General features: G+C 63.2%; 22 protein-coding genes. All 22 read right to left on the bottom strand.

The genetic code is table 11. The features are described 5' to 3' along the window. Positions 1-58 precede the first annotated feature (58 nt). Entirely contained in the window at positions 59-937 is an 879-nt protein-coding gene (locus tag AC1DVU_RS00930) for a hypothetical protein (RefSeq protein ID WP_476920541.1), read from the bottom strand. Next, positions 918-2,294, bottom strand: a complete 1,377-nt coding sequence (locus tag AC1DVU_RS00925; protein ID WP_476920540.1) for a phage portal protein — start codon at positions 2,292-2,294, stop codon at positions 918-920. Before AC1DVU_RS00925 ends, AC1DVU_RS00930 begins: the two co-directional genes overlap by 20 nt. Positions 2,295-2,309: 15 nt before the next feature. After that, the gene (locus AC1DVU_RS00920) at positions 2,310-3,926 is read right to left on the bottom strand and encodes a hypothetical protein (RefSeq protein ID WP_476920539.1); all 1,617 of its coding nucleotides are present in this window, start codon (positions 3,924-3,926) and stop codon (positions 2,310-2,312) included. 5 nt (positions 3,927-3,931) lie between these two features. Continuing rightward, positions 3,932-4,291 (bottom strand): hypothetical protein, encoded by a 360-nt coding sequence (locus tag AC1DVU_RS00915; RefSeq protein ID WP_476920538.1) that lies wholly within the window; start codon positions 4,289-4,291, stop codon positions 3,932-3,934. Between the two features lie 713 nt (positions 4,292-5,004). Continuing rightward, on the bottom strand, positions 5,005-5,172 hold the full coding sequence (locus AC1DVU_RS00910) for a hypothetical protein (protein WP_476920537.1): 168 nt from the start codon (positions 5,170-5,172) through the stop codon (positions 5,005-5,007). 396 nt (positions 5,173-5,568) lie between these two features. Beyond that, entirely contained in the window at positions 5,569-6,378 is an 810-nt protein-coding gene (locus AC1DVU_RS00905) for an exonuclease domain-containing protein (RefSeq protein WP_476920536.1), read from the bottom strand. 624 nt (positions 6,379-7,002) lie between these two features. Further along, complete coding sequence (locus AC1DVU_RS00900; RefSeq protein WP_476920535.1) at positions 7,003-7,224, bottom strand: hypothetical protein; 222 nt, start codon at positions 7,222-7,224, stop codon at positions 7,003-7,005. 119 nt (positions 7,225-7,343) lie between these two features. Then, positions 7,344-8,156 (bottom strand): hypothetical protein, encoded by an 813-nt coding sequence (locus AC1DVU_RS00895; RefSeq protein ID WP_476920534.1) that lies wholly within the window; start codon positions 8,154-8,156, stop codon positions 7,344-7,346. A 157-nt stretch (positions 8,157-8,313) separates the two neighbouring features. Next, on the bottom strand, positions 8,314-8,571 hold the full coding sequence (locus AC1DVU_RS00890) for a hypothetical protein (RefSeq protein WP_476920533.1): 258 nt from the start codon (positions 8,569-8,571) through the stop codon (positions 8,314-8,316). 220 nt (positions 8,572-8,791) lie between these two features. Further along, positions 8,792-9,415 (bottom strand): hypothetical protein, encoded by a 624-nt coding sequence (locus tag AC1DVU_RS00885; RefSeq protein WP_476920532.1) that lies wholly within the window; start codon positions 9,413-9,415, stop codon positions 8,792-8,794. 11 nt (positions 9,416-9,426) lie between these two features. Continuing rightward, positions 9,427-9,633 (bottom strand): hypothetical protein, encoded by a 207-nt coding sequence (locus tag AC1DVU_RS00880; RefSeq protein ID WP_476920531.1) that lies wholly within the window; start codon positions 9,631-9,633, stop codon positions 9,427-9,429. Further along, on the bottom strand, positions 9,630-10,400 hold the full coding sequence (locus tag AC1DVU_RS00875; RefSeq protein ID WP_476920530.1) for a hypothetical protein: 771 nt from the start codon (positions 10,398-10,400) through the stop codon (positions 9,630-9,632). Before AC1DVU_RS00875 ends, AC1DVU_RS00880 begins: the two co-directional genes overlap by 4 nt. 53 nt (positions 10,401-10,453) lie before the next feature. Beyond that, entirely contained in the window at positions 10,454-11,113 is a 660-nt protein-coding gene (locus AC1DVU_RS00870) for a hypothetical protein (RefSeq protein ID WP_476920529.1), read from the bottom strand. A gap of 152 nt (positions 11,114-11,265) precedes the next feature. Next, on the bottom strand, positions 11,266-11,493 hold the full coding sequence (locus AC1DVU_RS00865; RefSeq protein ID WP_476920528.1) for a WhiB family transcriptional regulator: 228 nt from the start codon (positions 11,491-11,493) through the stop codon (positions 11,266-11,268). 148 nt (positions 11,494-11,641) lie between these two features. Beyond that, positions 11,642-12,127, bottom strand: coding sequence for a class I SAM-dependent methyltransferase (locus AC1DVU_RS00860; protein ID WP_476920527.1), 486 nt, complete (start codon positions 12,125-12,127; stop codon positions 11,642-11,644). Positions 12,128-12,301: 174 nt separating this feature from the next. Beyond that, the gene (locus AC1DVU_RS00855; protein ID WP_476920526.1) at positions 12,302-12,673 is read right to left on the bottom strand and encodes a hypothetical protein; all 372 of its coding nucleotides are present in this window, start codon (positions 12,671-12,673) and stop codon (positions 12,302-12,304) included. Continuing rightward, positions 12,670-13,128, bottom strand: coding sequence for a hypothetical protein (locus AC1DVU_RS00850; RefSeq protein ID WP_476920525.1), 459 nt, complete (start codon positions 13,126-13,128; stop codon positions 12,670-12,672). The genes AC1DVU_RS00855 and AC1DVU_RS00850 overlap by 4 nt, the downstream gene beginning before the upstream one ends. After that, positions 13,125-13,709, bottom strand: a complete 585-nt coding sequence (locus AC1DVU_RS00845; RefSeq protein WP_476920524.1) for a hypothetical protein — start codon at positions 13,707-13,709, stop codon at positions 13,125-13,127. Before AC1DVU_RS00845 ends, AC1DVU_RS00850 begins: the two co-directional genes overlap by 4 nt. Continuing rightward, positions 13,706-14,155, bottom strand: coding sequence for an HNH endonuclease signature motif containing protein (locus tag AC1DVU_RS00840; protein WP_476921587.1), 450 nt, complete (start codon positions 14,153-14,155; stop codon positions 13,706-13,708). The genes AC1DVU_RS00845 and AC1DVU_RS00840 overlap by 4 nt, the downstream gene beginning before the upstream one ends. Before the next feature lie 278 nt (positions 14,156-14,433). Then, positions 14,434-15,303 (bottom strand): PD-(D/E)XK nuclease-like domain-containing protein, encoded by an 870-nt coding sequence (locus AC1DVU_RS00835; protein WP_476920523.1) that lies wholly within the window; start codon positions 15,301-15,303, stop codon positions 14,434-14,436. A 151-nt stretch (positions 15,304-15,454) separates the two neighbouring features. Further along, positions 15,455-15,703 (bottom strand): hypothetical protein, encoded by a 249-nt coding sequence (locus tag AC1DVU_RS00830; protein ID WP_476920522.1) that lies wholly within the window; start codon positions 15,701-15,703, stop codon positions 15,455-15,457. Positions 15,704-15,853: 150 nt separating this feature from the next. Continuing rightward, positions 15,854-16,150 (bottom strand): DUF2188 domain-containing protein, encoded by a 297-nt coding sequence (locus AC1DVU_RS00825; protein WP_476920521.1) that lies wholly within the window; start codon positions 16,148-16,150, stop codon positions 15,854-15,856. Positions 16,151-16,206 lie beyond the last annotated feature (56 nt).

Genomic DNA, 16,206 nt, shown 5'->3' with positions numbered 1-16,206 from the left:
TTTCCTCCATCGCGGAGTTGTCCTGTCGGCCTCGCGCCGTCAGGAAGAATGTGGGGGGCTAGGAGATGTAGCCGTAGAGCCGGAAGAGGCGCAGTGCGTCCTCGCGGTCCTTCGCGATCTCGAGGATTGATTCAGGCATCAACCTGATCCGGGTCGCGGTCGTGTAGCGATTGCCGGCCAACTTCTCGCGGGTCTGCGTGCGCCCGTACACGCTGCGCGAGCTAATGCCCGCCGTCGTGGAGAAGTCGCCGTACTGGTTTCTTACCAACCGGTTGGACTGTGCGGTTGTCATGCCGCGGCGCGCATTGACGACCTGCGAGATGTCGGCACCGCTTCGGATAGCCTCGGCGCCCGCGCCGGTGAAGATGCGGTCTTGGTCGGCCTTGGAGAGGCTGTCGAAGTACACGTCAGGCCGGGTGGTCAAGTCGCCAGCACGATCCTCGGTGGAGGGGATGTGGCGGCAGTCGCAACGGGGATGGCGGGCGAACCCCGCGTTGAACCTGTAGAACTTCCCGGCCAGAACGCCGCACCGTGAGCATGAGGGCGGATTCAGCATCCGCACATAGCCGATGTGGGGACGTGCCGCGATCGAGACCGAGGCCGCCTGTCGTGCCGCATCCTGGATCTGAGTGATTGCCATCAGTCCCAGCGATTCGGGACTGGTCGCTTGGCCGAACAGGGATTCGAGCGGGCGGCCATCTGTCGCCGTGCCGGCGAACGCGCTAGCGGGGATTGCGCCCGGAAGTGGTGCCGAGATGTTCTGCTCATCGAGCATCGGCTGAATCCAGTCCAACGAATCCCGCGCTGCGGTCAGTTGGATCGCGGCGATGATCTTGGCGAGTTCGAGCGGAGTGATCCCCTTGCGCCGCGCCGCGATCAGGGCCGCGGTGGTGAACTGCTGCTGTCGCCGGTAGAACTCAAGCGCCGACTGGAGCATCAGGCGGCGTGGTCGGTGGCGTACCCGCGGTGGGTCGCAGCAGTGTGGATATCAGGGCATCCGAAGATTCCGCGGCGAAGTAGGCGCGCTCCTTAGCCTTGCGGGCCTCAGACCAGCCGAGCTCGTCCCAGTAGCCCTCACGCGAGAGCACATCGGCCGCACGTCGCTTCGCCAGCGCATCCTCACGCTGCGAGACGGTCGGCGTGGACGGATCGAACCAGTCGACACGAACCCGGTTACCCTCGACCCACTCGCCGGTACGGAACCGCAGAGCCAGCGCACCAACCCAGCCGATCGTCATACCGACTTCGTCATTCTGGGACTCGACGCTACGAACCAGCCGCGCCTCCTCGGCACGAATGGAACCCTCGGTCGGAGGATTGGCTGACGTGATGCCGAAGAAGCTGGCCGGGAAGCCGTTCGCGTTCGCAGCCTCGGTGCGGTAGATGTTCAGCGACGTCTCGAAGTTCTTCAGGTCGGCAGCGTCAAGCTGGCCGATCTTCGCCTTGTCACTCGTGAGCATCTGGATCGCGTCGAAGTACGCCTCGAACTGCGGGATGGGCTTGCCGTCTACATCGACGAAGTCACCCTTGGCCACGCCGGTCATCCACATGCGCGGAATGCCGTGGGCCTCCTGCGCGAATTGCAGGTTGGTCAGCGACCGCGCTGCGCCGTCGACATGGGGGATCGTGTCGCTCATCTGCGACTCGCCCTCCCAGCCGCCCGACATGCGGCGGTTGAGGTGCATCACGACAGGCACCGCGCCGAGCTTGTGCGGGTCGCGGTCGACCTCTTCCCACTCCTGAGTGACACCTTCGCGGCTGGCCCAGATCGTCTCGTCCGGCAGGTACAACGTGACCTGCGTGGGGCCGTGGCCGCGATTGGTCGTGCCGTAGAAGCGCGCAGCCGACGACATCGTTTCCTTGCGAACGTCGACGATCGCGTTCAACTCGCGTGGTGACTCGACACGGACGAGGGGAAGTTCCTTGTTTGCCTCGTTGCTGCCGACCGACATGAACGAGCGGCCGTAGATCATCCGGTCACGGTTGAACATGCCGACATGCGAGGTCAGGTTGTTCGCGTCCCAGATCTCACGAAGCGCTGGGTCGGCCGTCTCCTCGCCAGGCAGAATCAGCGAGCGGACCTGCTGGCGGTCGTTGATCGTGTCGACGACGACACGACACCAGTTCGCGATCGTCAGGAAGCGGCGCATGTTCGGCGGGATCGCCATGCCCAGCTGCTCGACGCGCTGCCGGCCCTTGTAGTACCGGAGCAGCAACTCGTCATTGAGCGACCGTGAGTCGAGCTCGGACTTGTGGCGAGCAATCAGGTCAAGTTCGTCCGTGGAGAGCGCCACAAGCCCTCCTTCGGGTCATCGCGGTAGGCGGAAGTACGTCTCAGTCGGTTCTTCGGACCAGCCGTCCGCGATGGCATCTGCGCGGGCCTGGAGCGCGAGCGCGTCACCGACGACAGAGTCGATCTTGCGTGCGGAGTTCGGGGTTTCCTTGCGCACGAGGCGCATGCGGCCACGGGGCGCCACCATGACGTTGCCGTAGTGCTCGGCCGCCAACGGATCGTCGTCGTGCCACACCTCGCCGATGGTCAAGCCACTGTGCAGCCGGTCCAACGCCTCATTCATGCGGACGTAGCTCGACGTCGCAAACTCGACGACGCGATCCTCGCCTAGGTCCTGCGCGAGGGTGTCAATGTCAGAGCGCCACTCGTGCGGGTCGTAGTAGCCGCGAGCCACCGTGTAGAGCTCGTGGGTCTCGCGAATGGTCGCCAGCACCTCGAGCCGGGGAACCTGCCAGCCCTCGCCGGCAGCACCGTCAGGCTTGGCCCATGCGCCGATCTTGAACAGGAAACCATCCGACATCCGGCATCCCCGTAGGACTGTGGTGTCATCGTTCAGGGAGCCGTCGAAGCCGAGCGCGATCGCCGTACCGTGCGTAACGGTCCACGGTGCTGGGTCTTCGTTGGGTCGAGGTCGGGTCTGGCGCTCGTGGATGGCCTTAGCGATCCACGCATCCTGACCCGACATCGGCCGATTCAGGAAGTACCGGGCCGCCGTCGCCTCATCAGGACACGAACGCGGGTCCAGCATCTCGCGATAGATCCGGTCCAGGTCCATCCACTCAGACGCCGGTCCGTAGACGTAGCGCAACTGCTTGAGCGTGCGCTCCTCGTCAAGAATGTCGATCTTGCCCTTGGCCTCGCGATGATTCACGTACACCCGCGGCGAGAGTTCCTTCTTGCGCCAAGCGGTCAGCGTTTCCTCGAAGATCGACATCTCGCCAGGGCGGTACGCAGTCGAGGTCTGCAACAGCCACGGCTCAGCCAACTTGCGCTTACCGAGGTTGCGGCGGATCGTCCCGTACATCAACTTCAGCTCGCGCAGTACGTACAGGTGGGTCTCGTCCGCGACGACGAAGGTTTCCTTGCCGCCATCCTTCGACGCAGAGCCGGAAGTTGAGGCGCGGATCTCACCACCATTCGGCAGGTAGATCGCGGTCGCCGACTGATACTGACGGACGCCGCGGATGTCGCCGTAGACCTCGGGGCGGTTCTCCTTGCCCCAGTCGTTCACGATGTACGCGACTACCGAGAACGCAGCCGTAGCCTGCGACTCCTCAGTGGCAAGGCACTTGATCAGCGGCGACACAACCTGCTTGCCAACCGGCTGACCATCGTCACCCCAATGCGAAAACCGTGCGGGACCGAACGCCTCGAAGCAGACCAGCCAACCCGCGATCTCCGTCTTCGCGCGACCTTTCGGCCGGCTCAGGACACCTTCGTCGCGGACCTTGCGGCCAGTCGTGGGATCGAGCTCGTAGGCATCGACGATGAAGTCGAAGATCTCGTCATCGACCTGGACCGGGTACTCGCCCTGAAGATCGCCAGGACCGTAGCAGCAGTTCTCGATGATCCAGTCCACTGCGATGTAGCCGAGCGAGCAAACCTGCCCGTCGAACAGCGGGACGAAGCCCATGAGGTCTACGCACCAGACTTGCGAGCCCTCGCCCGATCGAGCGAGGAAACCTGCGAACCGCCAGCGATCGACGGCTTCTGAGCACCGCGCGCCCCACGGAACTGCGGACGCTTGCCCGACTCGGGATCAGGAAGACGCAGCGCCGCGAGAAGTTGCTTCATCAGGTTCGCGGTCGTGTTCGCATCAGCCTGAATCTTGGAGTCGTGCGCCTCGTTCAGCAGCACGGCAAGACGGTCGCAACGATCCTTCGCACGGCACGCTTCCTCGAGCTGAACGAGTTGGACCGCTTCGAGCTCATGCGCTTCAGTGACAGAGGTCCAGAGCGAGTGACCGCCAGGACCAAGACCGGTGGGGGTTGTCGTCATGGTTCCTCCTACGGCATCGCGCCGAACAGCCGCAGCATCGCGCTACGGCACGGGATATCTCATGGGAAGCATGTTGGTACAAGCCTCGATACAAAACTCAGAGTGCTTGGACAGCGAGACACCTCACCCACGGTCTAGGCTCAGGCGGGGCTAGGCCCATCCCCCTGGGTCTTGTCCACAGGCTTACCCGCGTGGTGATATGCCGTGCGAGGGGTGTGGACAACCCGTGCGTCCTGCCACCGCGTAGTCGCAGCGTGGGCACTCGGGGCCGTGGTACTTGGCGCGGTCTATGTCGCAGTGTCCGAGTGTCCAGCTGGTCTGGTCGATCGGCTTGCTGCATCGCCAGCATCGGACGAGTGCGCCTGCGTCTAGCCTGCGTTGCCAGCGTGCGCGTAGTTGCTGGTGCTTCGACCCATACCCACGCTCACTGCTGGTGCCTCGTGCCCTGTCCCTCTCGCGCTCGTGCTTGGTACAGCGTGTGGTGCCAGGGTCGACGAGGGTGGGACATCCGACCTCAAGGCATGGATGCTTGGCCACCTACTCGCTGCCCATGCCATCAAGGTGCATGGCCCTCAGCCTGTCGAGCTCAGCCTCAGCAGCAGGACATCCGCATGATCCCAACGGCACACAGCACTCGCGGCACCACGGCTTGGGCGTTGGCTGCCAGTCGGGGTGTGCCTCGCGGTCGTTCTCGAATCGATCGTGTGGCTCAGTCATTCCCACGCCTCGTCTTGCTTGGGTCCGGGTGGCACGAAGCCGAGACCCGTGTCGACATAGCCAGCGGTCTCAATGTGGCCGATCTGCGCTTCATTGTCGGGCGCATCTACACCTTGCGACTCGGGTTCGTTGAGGCTGATGGAGAACTTGATGCGCAGTCTCACAACAAACACCCGCAGCCGTCATCGTGCTGACCGTGTGGGCATGGTCGCAGTCCAACGGTGCGTGTCAGTTGCAGGTCGTTGGCGTATCCGACGAGGCCAGCAGTGGATTCGATCAGTCGTCCCATTGCGGCGTTGAACTTGGCTTCATCGCGAACCAGCGGTATCCACTGTGGCGCGGTCATCGCGCACCGGCTGGACGGGGTCGCATGGCTCCGGATTCCATGCTGATCGAGTAGCCGAATGTCAGCCACAGCATTATCACCGGCTCGACTTCGTGCCGTGAGCGAACGAACGTGATGTGAACAACCCGGCAACCGTGGCACTGCCGATAGGTGAAGTCGGCACGACCCTCGCCCGACCACGATCCACCGTCTTGCCAGTTGTGCTTATGCCGCCTCATGCTGCACCACGTGTGGTTGCAGCCCGTGAGTGCCGGGTGCCTTGGACGTTGGCCCCGCACGAGTCGCAGCGATAGAGCAGGTACAGGATCTGGTCGGCGAGCTTGACGCCGTTCCGGTCAAGGTTGCGACCGTTGCACTGATTGCAGTGCAACGCGTCCAGCGAGTTGCCGGACGTGACGTGCGGGTGGTTCGGGATGCGACCTCGAAGCCGGTCGTACAGACCCTCGGAAGCAACTATGTCACCACAGTTGTAGGCCCGCAGTTTCCGCTGCATCTTCACGTCGCCGGCGCATGCGTCCTTGGCTACCTGGACCTCGTACTTGTCCGTCTTGTGGGGTACGCCGAGACGTTTGCAGATGGCGTCGAGGGTGTTGGACTCCATGCCGAAGTGCTTGCGTGCGACCGCGAGCGTGTCAACGGTCTTGTACGGCGACGGCATTGGTAGTCCGAGCTCGAGCCACCCGGTTTGCAGGTGCTTGCTGTCGAAGCGTGCAACGTTGTGGCCGACGATGATGTCGGCCTTGTCGTACACCTCCCACGCAGCAACGAGCATGGCCGCATGTCCACCGGGCTCCCACTCTGCGGCGAACTCGACTTTCTTCGCTCCGTACCAACGCCATGCGAGGCAGATGGTCCGCGGCCATGAGACAACGAGGTCGGGGTGGATGCGGCGGTTCTTGAACGCGTTGAGGTCCCAGAAGTCGGCGGTGAACACGCCGGGGATGCGTTCGATGTCCAGCGTCACAATGTTGTGACCCTTGAGCATCGGGGCGGTCTTGGCCTCGACCTGCTCGGCGAGGGTCATGATTCGGACCGCTCGTTGGCCGCAATGCGTTCGAGCCACTCGTCGTAGGTGTAGCACTCGTGACCGGGTGCGCCGGGATACGAGAGGTCCCGATCGCAGGACGGGCAACCGACGCGGCTCATTTGAAGCACCTGCACCCTTTGGCGCGGTGCCTATTTATCGTCTGGCGACCCACCTCGTAGCCCTCTGATGTGAGCGCTTCGTAGATCTCTTGCTGTGACCATCCGCGCTTCTCGGGCGTCCCGAGCATGACCTTGAACGCGTCGAGTTCGTCACCCTTGAGCGTGTCTAGGATGACGCCGACTGAGCATTCTAGGCCGTAGCTTCGTTGCCGTGGCGTTTGGATTCTTTCAACAAGCGACATGTGACTGCCGTTCTCTAGCGCGTCGGTGCCTTGTGCCCTGACGCTGCTGATCCCCATTGACGGACAGGTTCCCAAGTGGGAACTGGTCTGTCGGTATTCCCACTTAGGTCGCTAAACGAGAAGTGGGGTGTTGCTGGTCGCACGAGTCGGCCGCGGTTCACGTTCGTGGTGGGTCGGCGCTGCGTGCGATGTCAGCGTGTTGTACAAGACGTACAAGATGTTGTACGTCGTGATATCACCCGCTATCGGGGTGATATCAGTTACGCCGGTACACGAGAGCGGCGATACCTGACGATGTTCGTCAGTCGCTCGATCTCGTCGTGGATGTTGTCGCGGGCCAGGTTGCGAATCTCACGATGCGCCCGACTTAGACGACCGGATGCGAGTTCGGCGTCGATGGTGTGGGACGCGTCGAACAGGTTGTGTATCGCGGCAACGATCTCAGCTTCGGACGTGTCGCGGTCTACGCGGAGGCGGGGCATGTGACCTCCCGCGTCTCGGGCATGACAAGAGCGACCGGTTCCCGGTTCTGGGATGCGTCGGTCGCTCTCATCCAATGGTGACGGCAAGAAGGCCCCTTGTCAAGGACCGACGCACCGTGCTATGCAGACCGCCTAGCAGTATCGTCCTGAGCCAGCATCACGTACACCTCGCCGAACCTGAACATCGCATCGGGACTGGTTTCGTGGGAGGCGATCAGGCCGCGCGCGTGCCACTGGTTGATCCGCTTCCGGACTTGCTCACGGCCTGCGATTAGACCGAGGTACGTCGACAGGTGCGCAATCTCCGACGCCGTGCAGAGGCGGTCGTCCAGTTGCTTGAGCAGGTACTCGCGCAACACTGCCGCCTGCCACTCGGTGCCGCATGTGTCGCACGCTGCCGTGTCGCGTCCCTGGCGCCCGTAAATGCGGCCTTGACACTTCTCGGCCAGTGCGGACTCACCGTGAGTCTGCGGGCAGTCGCCGAGGTACTGCTTCGCTGCTGGTCGGTCGATCACCCAGAGGCACCCCGCGTTCGTCGCCATGATCCCGTCAACGATCAGCGCGCCACCCTCGTGGAGCCGAACCGCCGTCAGTGAGCGCATGAGCCACCTCGAAGCGCCGGCCGCGTCGGTGTGCGACAACTTCCAGCCGTTGGACTCGGCGACCATTCGTGTCGCCGTCTCGAGCTCGGTCACCAGTCGGCCACGCATGTCGGACGCCTTGACGTTGAACATCATCGGAGTCTCGGCAGCCTTGCCAGATGACTCGGTCGTGTAGCGGGTCTGCTGCGTGATGACCGTGTCGAGTTCGTCCAGCATCCACGGCATCTCGGCCAGCACTTGCTCGAAGTGGCCCGCACACGTCTTGCACACGATCCAGTCGTCGCTCGGTCTGTCGCATGTGGCTACCTGGCAGATCGTCTCGGTGCTCATTCGGCTACTCCCTCGGTGGTGGCGTCAATGCAGACAGATTCGGGAACGCGGTGTTTGCGGCAGACGTGGCGGGCGGATTCCCAGCAGTAGACGTCGTTCGGCACGCCACCCTCCTGCTCGGTCAGGACTCCATGCGGGTATCGGTCGCGAAACTCACTCATGCCACATCTCCCTCTGTCGTTGCTCGCTGCCAAACATTGCGCGCGATCCTGTGTGCGATTCCGTAGCCGCGGGGTATAGCGCTGGCCGCTAAGTCACCAACGAGACGCGGCTGGTCGTCCGGTGGTACTACGGGCGGTACCACCGGTTTCACTGGTGCGCGGTTGTTCGCGGCGGCTATCTGTGCGGCCTCGATCTGGTCCCCGCCGAGCACGTCCCAATCGACGTCGGTGAGCAATCCGTCGTCGCGGGTCACGATGCGTCCTCCTGCAATCTGGCCGGCGTCGTGTCGGCGGGGGTTGATGTTGGGATGTGAATCGGGCATCGGGGGTGGGCGCTCTCGTATCGGCCAAGGCAGATGCATGCGAGTCGTGGTGGCCGAACGGTTGAGCACGGCCAGAGTTCTCCGCAACCTTCATGTCCGTCCCAGCCGCAGTAGGTCACACCGTCATCCGTGTAGGGCTGATGGATTGCACTCATGCGGACTCCTCAAGGTGCGACTGGACAACTTCCGCCGCATCGCGCACTTCACGCGTCGGCTCGGGTTCACGTGCGGCGGTGAGTTTCTTCTCGGCTTCGATACGTGCGGCCTGTTCCTCGCGCCGTTTCGCTTTGGCCTGTCGATCAACCTCGGCCTGGATCTGTGCCATCCGTGCCCTGTCAGCCATCTCGCGCGCAGTCCGGTCCAGCGATTCCCGTAGCGCGCCGACGTGTGACTCGATCGCAAGTGGCGGTTCGTCCTCGGTGATGTCGAACTCGCGATTCGCAATGACCCTCGACGCGTCCTCCGTGTGACCCGCAATGAACGCGTCCTCCCACAGCCGGGTCCAACGAATCTCCTTTGCGGGTTCGTCGGCAAGCTCGCGCGGTGGCACAACGGGTGGTACATCGCGGGCCATCGTTCGGCGCTTCTGTCGGACCAGGGCGTTGATGTGTGCGGGCTTCACGAACTCGGCGGACTCGGCGTAGTGCGCTATCACCCCGTCGATCGCTTCCCTCGGTGACATGTCGGCCAGTAGCGCTTGGCCCCAGATGGTTGCGACGTCGGTGGTGATGGTGCGGTTGTCGATGCCTGATGCCACTGTGAGGACTGCTGCCACGTCTGACGCGTTCATTCGTTGGCCCAGATTTCGGTGTCGTCTGCGGCGCGACCCAGCGCAGCGGCGAGCGCTCGAGCCTCGTCGGGTTCCAGGCGGAGGGTGCCATCGTGGACGATCAGGCGGACACCGCCACCGAGGACACAGGGGGCGACGTCGACGAATCCATGAGCGGGGCTGAGTAGGTCTCCGAGTTGCTTGTCACTGATGTAGGTACTCATGTGTTGTCGCCTATCGCTAGCCGGGTTGGGTCTGCCTGTTGCGCTTCTCGTCGTCTGAGCTCTTCGACAACGGAGAGGTTGGTTTGCATTCGGTCGGCCGCCTTGTTGGTGCCACGGGGTGCGGCTGGCTCGGGTCTCTCGTCCATCCAGCGCTTCTCGTTGAGCCATGTCGTTGCGTGGGGGATGAATCGAGACTCGGTTCCTGCGCGTGCGTGCCACTCGGCATGCTCGGCTGCGGCGCGGATCAGGTCGAGGCCGGTTGCAGCCTTCAGGGCTTTCGCGAATGCCGCCTCCGCCTTGCCGCGACCGACCTTCTTGCCATAGGCGTTCCAGAACTCGTCGAACAGAACCGGGTCGACTCGCGCAAGTTCTTTACCCTTCTCCCCTTCTCCCCTTCTCCCCTTCTCCCCTTCTCCAGCACTGAGGGTGTCGTGAGGGCTCACTGAGGGCTCACTGAATGCACGTGCGGGTTTGGCGTTTCCGCTGGTGGGGATGGGGTAGCGGTCGGCGGACGGTCTGTTGATGCGCTGATGCGTCTCCCACGCCGTGACATGCAGGTAGGGCTTCCGGTCGACCTTGTACCGAGTGATCTGACCACCTGTTTTTAGGTGCTTGAGGGCTCCGTGAACCCTCAGTGAGCACTCACTGAGGTCTTCATCGAGGGGGAAGAGAGCGGCGGTGATGAGACGCTCGACATCTCTGCCGACCCCGTTGTCATCGACGTAAGACCAGAGGCCGATGTAGACGAGGCGGGTGTGCCAGTCCATCTGTGCGACGTCTTCTGAGCTCCAGAACTCGGGGCGAATGGATCGGATGCGCACTAGGCTGCCTCTCGTTTCATCATGCGGTGGACGTGCCAGCCGGTGAGTTGCTCGAGCTTGGCGATCGAGCCGTCCCAGCGTTCGATGACGGCGAAGCGTTCGGCCATGTTGCAGTCCTCGAGCCAGCCGTTGAGGATGCGCTGTACCTTCACCTCGTCGACCGTGTCGGCGTCGTCGTCGGCTTCGGCTGGTGCGAGATCGTTGTCGATGTCGTCCCACATGAGAGGCGGGGCGTATCCCTTCTTGGCTGCGAGGGATCTCGTCCGGGCGTTGGCGGGGGTGTGTTCGGGGACGGTCATGTGCAGCCGCTCGTAGACCTCGGCCACGGTGCGGTATGTCTTCCGTTCAATCCATTGGCAGGGGCGGCCCTTTTGTCCGTGGAGGATGCGGAATACGCCGTTACGGTTCCCCCAGCCCGCTTCGTGCGCGATCTGCGTACTGGTCCATCCGAGGGCCATGAGGGCTTGGAGTCGGCGCTGGGTGCCGGTGGCGGGTATTGCCCACGAGATGCCGGCGCGACGGCGGTGCTTGGTCAGCTTCTCGTAGCGTGCGATGGCTCGGCGGCAGCATGTATCCCGGCATCCGGCATGGAATCCGCGGGTTGTTCCGTGACGGTTGTCGTCCGGTCTGAGGGCTGGTTTATCCTGAGGTGAGGCCATTGATGCTCCCTGTGTCTTTGCTGGTGCGGGTGCGGATTTGGTTAGGCCCTGGAGCGAGGTTGCAGCCTTCTCCGGGGCTGCTTCTATTGTGGTCGACCGGTGCGACACCTCGCGAGGTTGTGTGAGGTGCGTGTGGACAACTGTCTTGACACTCATGCCGCGTCCCTCCGCATCAGCTTTCGTTCGGTGGGTGATGTGCCTGCCCAGTAGCCGTGGACCTCGTCGATGGCCGCTTCTAGGCACTCAGCGCGGACGGGGCATTGTGAGCAGATGAACTTGGCTTCTCTTCCCGATCCGCCCTCTTCGGGGTAGAACAGCTCGGGGTCGACTTGCGCGCAGAGTGCTTGTTCTTTCCAGTCGTCGTTCGAGTAGATGTTCACTTCCCCACCACCTCGCATTCCCACGTCTCCCCGTCGTCCATGGCGATCACGACGTGTGTTGCGCGGTCGGTTTCGCGGGTGGTGAGGGTGGCTGTGGTGTCGCGTGTGGTTCCTGCGGCGGTGAGGATGTGCACGTTGCGCCGGGGGGTCATGAGGTGGCCACCGGCTTCATAAATGTGACCCAGTGAGTGCGGGCGGTCTTGCCGGAGCGGTGTCCGACGATCGGCGCAAGGGGTGTGAGGGCGAGGACTTCGCGGACGGGTATCTGGGTCTCGTTCCACTTGAAGATGAGCACGCCGTTGGGCCTCAGGACGCGGAAGCATTCGGCGAATCCGGCCTGTAGGTCGCCCTGCCAGTGGTCCCGGTCAAGGCGTCCGTACTTCTTGCCCATCCATGCGTTCTCACCCACGCGGACGAGATGTGGCGGGTCGAAGATGACGAGATGGAAGGACTCGTCATCGTGCGGCAAGTCGCGGAAGTCCATCTCCCGGTCTGGCGCAATGGTCAGCGTCCGGCCATCACAGAGGATGTGTTCCTCGGTGCGGATGTCTCCGAACTCGACGCGCGGATCGGCCTTGTCGAAATAGAACATCCGACTACCAGATGCCGGGTCTAGAATGTCTGCCGCCATCACTCGCTCACCCCTCCCGCAACCGACTCCTGCGCCTGTGACGACTCGTGCCGTCTGCCAGCGCGTCTTGCGTCTTCGAGGTCGACGGGTGGTCCGAGCGGGCCGCAGGTTGAGCATGTGGCGATGAAGTGGGGGTCGAGTGGGTAGCGGTCGACCTTGCGACGGGTGATGGTGTGCTCAGACATCGGGGGTCACCGCCTTGGCGCGGGCGATGCGGGCGTCCTGTATGGCCTGCGCGAATTCGGGCGTGCCCATCGCCGCCACCTTGACGCCCGCCGCTTCAATTGCCCGTGCGATCTCCCACGCCACCTCCGCGCGCGTCTCGGCCCGCACTCTCGCCAGCGCTGCGTCCGGATCTGCGACGGCATTCCGGATAGATGCTCCGATTCGCCACTCGCGCCAGTTCGGTTGCGCGTCGTACCAATCCGCGAGCGCCGCCACTGCCGCAACCTTCGCCGCGTCCGACCGTTCGAAGGCGCGAGTTTCGTTCGAGGACTGGTCGATCTGGCGTGCGGCTTCGAGGTCGGCTTCGGTTTCGTGGGTGCTCATATCGCCGCCTCGCGAAAGCCGAAGCGTCCGTCACACGGACCGGTATGCGTGCCCCAGTCGGACCGCTCAAGGGTGGGACCACACCAGTGCGGTTCGGTTGGATCGGTCGGCAGCAACCTCGGCACGTTCGGATAGATGCCTTGGTACTTCTCCATCTGGACCGAGAGGTTCTGAGCGACGGCGATGATGTCCATGTCGTCCCACGGCAGGTCGTACACGCTTCCGGGCCACCCACTGATCGGCAGGCCGCTGGATTCAAAGCATGCACGGATGAAGCAGTCGCGCACGTCGCGGTAGGTCAGACCCTCTACCAGCGTCTTGCCACGCTCGCCCATGTCTGTGTGTGGCTGGCCGTCATAGGGTCTGTCACGGTCCAGATGCGCAGCCATACTGCTGGGCGAAAGGCCCTCCATGATTGTCGGCAGGTCTTCGATGCCGAACTCTTCCGCGCTCATGCTGCACCGTCCGCGATCGAGTCAGCGTTCGACTTCAGGTCTGCGAGATCCGCGTCATCCCACTCGGCGATTGGCTTGCCGACGTGTGCTTCGAGGTTGCTCTGGGACACGTTGCGGCCTGCGAAGTAGTCGACGGCTTTGGCTGCACGTTCGGCTGTTGTTTCGAGTGGCGGGGATGATGGGGCGTCGGGCAACGGGTCGACGACGTGCGGTGCTCTCTTGCCGCGGGTGACAGTGAGCGCCAACTTCAGCGGCTTGTCGATGTGCGACAGGGCTGCGATCTTGATGCCCCCCACGACAACGCCGCCGAATTTCACGTCTGGATCGCCTACGAGTTTCATGCGCCGGCCTGCGTACTCAGACGCTTCCGCCCCCCATGCTGCGACGAGTACGCGACGCATGCTCTTGGATGGCTTGTACGGGCGGCCAGGGAACTCAGTCAGGTGAATCTCGACGGGCTGCTCCGATGACCCAGCCTTGACCTCGGTGATGGTGACGACACGCGCCACGCCGGCTGCGTAGTCATCAAAGTTCTGCTGGTCACTGCGTGGCGCCGTGGTTGCTGTGATGTCCATGGTCATGCTGCCTTTCGCTGTAGGTGGTTGAGGCGCCTGCATTCGCGGCAGCCTCGAGTGCCTTTCGGGGAGACGTAGAGGTTTTCGCCAGCTAGCGGGTGTCCCCGATGGCACTGGGTCTTGCGCTCAGGGCCGCCCCGCTTGAGCCCTCGTGCGGCGCGTTCTGCCCGCCTGGTTGCGAGGCGGACCGGTCTGCGCTTCAGCTCTCGTTCCTGCACGCAGGCACGGCACTTGCGGTGACCCTTTGCATTGACGACCGTGTTCCCCGCGTTGTACTCATGACCCTGTGGGCAATGAGTAATGAGGGCCGTGGCGCGCTGGATGTTCACGCGCCGGGTGACTGCCTCTAGGTGGTCAGGGTTGACGCATCGACGATTGCGGCACAGGTGGTCGATGTCGTAGCTATCCGGGATCGGGCCGACGTGATGCTCGTATGACCATCGGTGCGCCATATCCCTACGCGGTGTCGCCTTCGTGGCATCTACGGCGAACGAACCATAGCCACCCAGCGTTAGCCCACCGATCCACTCAAGACACCCACTGTCGGCAAGTGCGACCATGTCTGCGAATCGATCGACGACAGGTCGTGCGACAGGCCCGGTGCGGTCCTGAATTGGTCGGAGTGGTTCACCCCGGCGCTGCATGGCCCCATGCGGGTTGCATAGGCCACGGGCGTTATGCGCCCTGCCGCATCCGGGGTACGAACAGATCGGCGCGTACTTCCGGGCGGTCATGCTGGAACCTGGATGTCGCCATTGATACCCGCGATCTCTTCGGCCTCGTACAGGCTCCAATTCGGCAGGTCGGTCGCGTGAATCTCCCGATCGAAACCAGGCCAGTCGTCACGCTCGAGGCAGGTCGCATACGTGCTGATCGCCTTGTCGACCAACATGTCGCCGATCAGCCGATCCTTTTCGGACAGTTCGAGCACCGACACGAAATGCGGTGCGCTCTTGCCGACAGCGACGAACGTGAATGTCGGGTCGTCGTAACCGAGCAGCTTGAGAACGCGGCCATAGAACGCGCCCGCAAGGTGATAGCGGTACTCGGCAATCTCACGGTTGAACGAACGCGGATTCGCACCCTTGGCCGTCGTCTTCAGTTCGCCGATGCGTGGTGCGCCAATGTCGGGGAGTGTCAGCCAGTCGAACCGCGCCTGTAACCAGATGCCGGTGCCGGGGTCTTGTACGAGCGCCGACACCTCAGCGCGACCGTTCGTGAAGATGGACGATGCGAGCGGCGACGAATGAACCGCGAGCGCCATTGCTTCAAGGTTGCGCACATCCTTACGCAGCATCGGGTGACGGGCATTGGCATACGACTCAGCCTTCGCCTGCTGTGATTCCTTCGTGCGCCAGGAATCGAAGTCGTACACGTCGATCGTCTTGAACTCACCCTCAAGGACGAGCTCGTGAACCGCTTGCCCCTCATCAAACGCCGTCTTCTCGGTGCGGTTCTCCTGCTCCCACTTGAACTCGGCGGGCGACTTCGTGACCAAGCACTTCGCCATGGATGCCGATAGTGGCTTCGGGTTCGATCTGAGGCCACTGTGGTAGGCCGCGTTCGGGACGTCCTCGTGCAGTCCGGGTTCGAAAGTCATAGGTTCTCCTCAAGTCGGGCGTCGCGTTCTTCGTCGTATCTGCGGTCGTCAGAGCAAGCCAGGCACTCGGACCGCGGCAGGCAATCTGGGCATTCGTCGGGTTCGCAGACCCAGCACTGGTCGGCAGTGCAGGCATCTGGGCTGTGACACGTCATGCGGCCCTCTGTTGCATCTCGCTGGCAACGTGCTGGCAATACGCGCGTCCAAGGCTGTGACACCACGGGCATGTCGGCGGCTTGGACCAGCCGAACAGCACGCGGTCATTGGCAGGCTTCTCGAGGTAGCCGATGCCGCATGCGAGTGAGAAGTCAGGCAGGCAGATGTGTGTGACGCCGGCCGTTGTGTCGTCGGCGAACAGGTCGAGTTGCATCACATCGGCCTCCGCAGACACGTCCAGCACGCGAGCACGATGAGTGCCATGAGTCCGCAGATGACACCGGCCGCGTTGTAGTAGTCGGCGGTCATCACAGCCCCCACGCGAACCTGTACGCGAGTCGCCAGAGGGTGACGATGGCTGCGGCGGTTGCGATGCCAGCGACGATGATGGCGGTCATCCGACACTCGTTTCGGGGTCGCGGCCATAGGTGCGCTTGTCCTGGATGCGCCCGTTCTTCGTGCGGATGTAGAGCTCGCACGCATCGCTGTTGTTGTTGAACTCGGCGAAGACCTTGCCCAGCACCTCGCCGATCGCGATGGCCTCAGCCTTGGTGTGCGTGACGGCAAAGACTTTGCCGTTGATCCCGTAGTCGCCGAACGGTCGAACGACCCATGCTTTCCGGTCGCCGTCGTGGTCGACGACGAGGTCGATGCCCGCACTCATGCCGTCACCCCAGCGTGCTGCGGCCACGGGACCAGCGGGTACGACTGTGCGCACCAGACGACGTGCGCTGCTTCCTCGGCGAG

This window comes from Aeromicrobium sp. P2_G6, assembly GCF_056403535.1.
This window is presented reverse-complemented; position numbering and strand designations above follow the sequence as displayed.

Bases quoted from the DNA above. Each gene is read 5' to 3' on its own strand.
- AC1DVU_RS00930 (WP_476920541.1), bottom strand. From the start codon at position 937: ATGCTCCAGTCGGCGCTTGAGTTCTACCGGCGACAGCAGCAGTTCACC.
- AC1DVU_RS00920 (WP_476920539.1), bottom strand. From the start codon at position 3,926: ATGGGCTTCGTCCCGCTGTTCGACGGGCAGGTTTGCTCGCTCGGCTAC.
- AC1DVU_RS00915 (WP_476920538.1), bottom strand. From the start codon at position 4,291: ATGACGACAACCCCCACCGGTCTTGGTCCTGGCGGTCACTCGCTCTGG.
- AC1DVU_RS00905 (WP_476920536.1), bottom strand. From the start codon at position 6,378: ATGACCCTCGCCGAGCAGGTCGAGGCCAAGACCGCCCCGATGCTCAAG.
- AC1DVU_RS00900 (WP_476920535.1), bottom strand. From the start codon at position 7,224: ATGCCCCGCCTCCGCGTAGACCGCGACACGTCCGAAGCTGAGATCGTT.
- AC1DVU_RS00895 (WP_476920534.1), bottom strand. From the start codon at position 8,156: ATGAGCACCGAGACGATCTGCCAGGTAGCCACATGCGACAGACCGAGC.
- AC1DVU_RS00880 (WP_476920531.1), bottom strand. From the start codon at position 9,633: ATGAGTACCTACATCAGTGACAAGCAACTCGGAGACCTACTCAGCCCC.
- AC1DVU_RS00875 (WP_476920530.1), bottom strand. From the start codon at position 10,400: ATGGACTGGCACACCCGCCTCGTCTACATCGGCCTCTGGTCTTACGTC.
- AC1DVU_RS00870 (WP_476920529.1), bottom strand. From the start codon at position 11,113: ATGGCCTCACCTCAGGATAAACCAGCCCTCAGACCGGACGACAACCGT.
- AC1DVU_RS00855 (WP_476920526.1), bottom strand. From the start codon at position 12,673: ATGAGCACCCACGAAACCGAAGCCGACCTCGAAGCCGCACGCCAGATC.
- AC1DVU_RS00850 (WP_476920525.1), bottom strand. From the start codon at position 13,128: ATGAGCGCGGAAGAGTTCGGCATCGAAGACCTGCCGACAATCATGGAG.
- AC1DVU_RS00845 (WP_476920524.1), bottom strand. From the start codon at position 13,709: ATGACCATGGACATCACAGCAACCACGGCGCCACGCAGTGACCAGCAG.
- AC1DVU_RS00840 (WP_476921587.1), bottom strand. From the start codon at position 14,155: ATGGCGCACCGATGGTCATACGAGCATCACGTCGGCCCGATCCCGGAT.
- AC1DVU_RS00835 (WP_476920523.1), bottom strand. From the start codon at position 15,303: ATGACTTTCGAACCCGGACTGCACGAGGACGTCCCGAACGCGGCCTAC.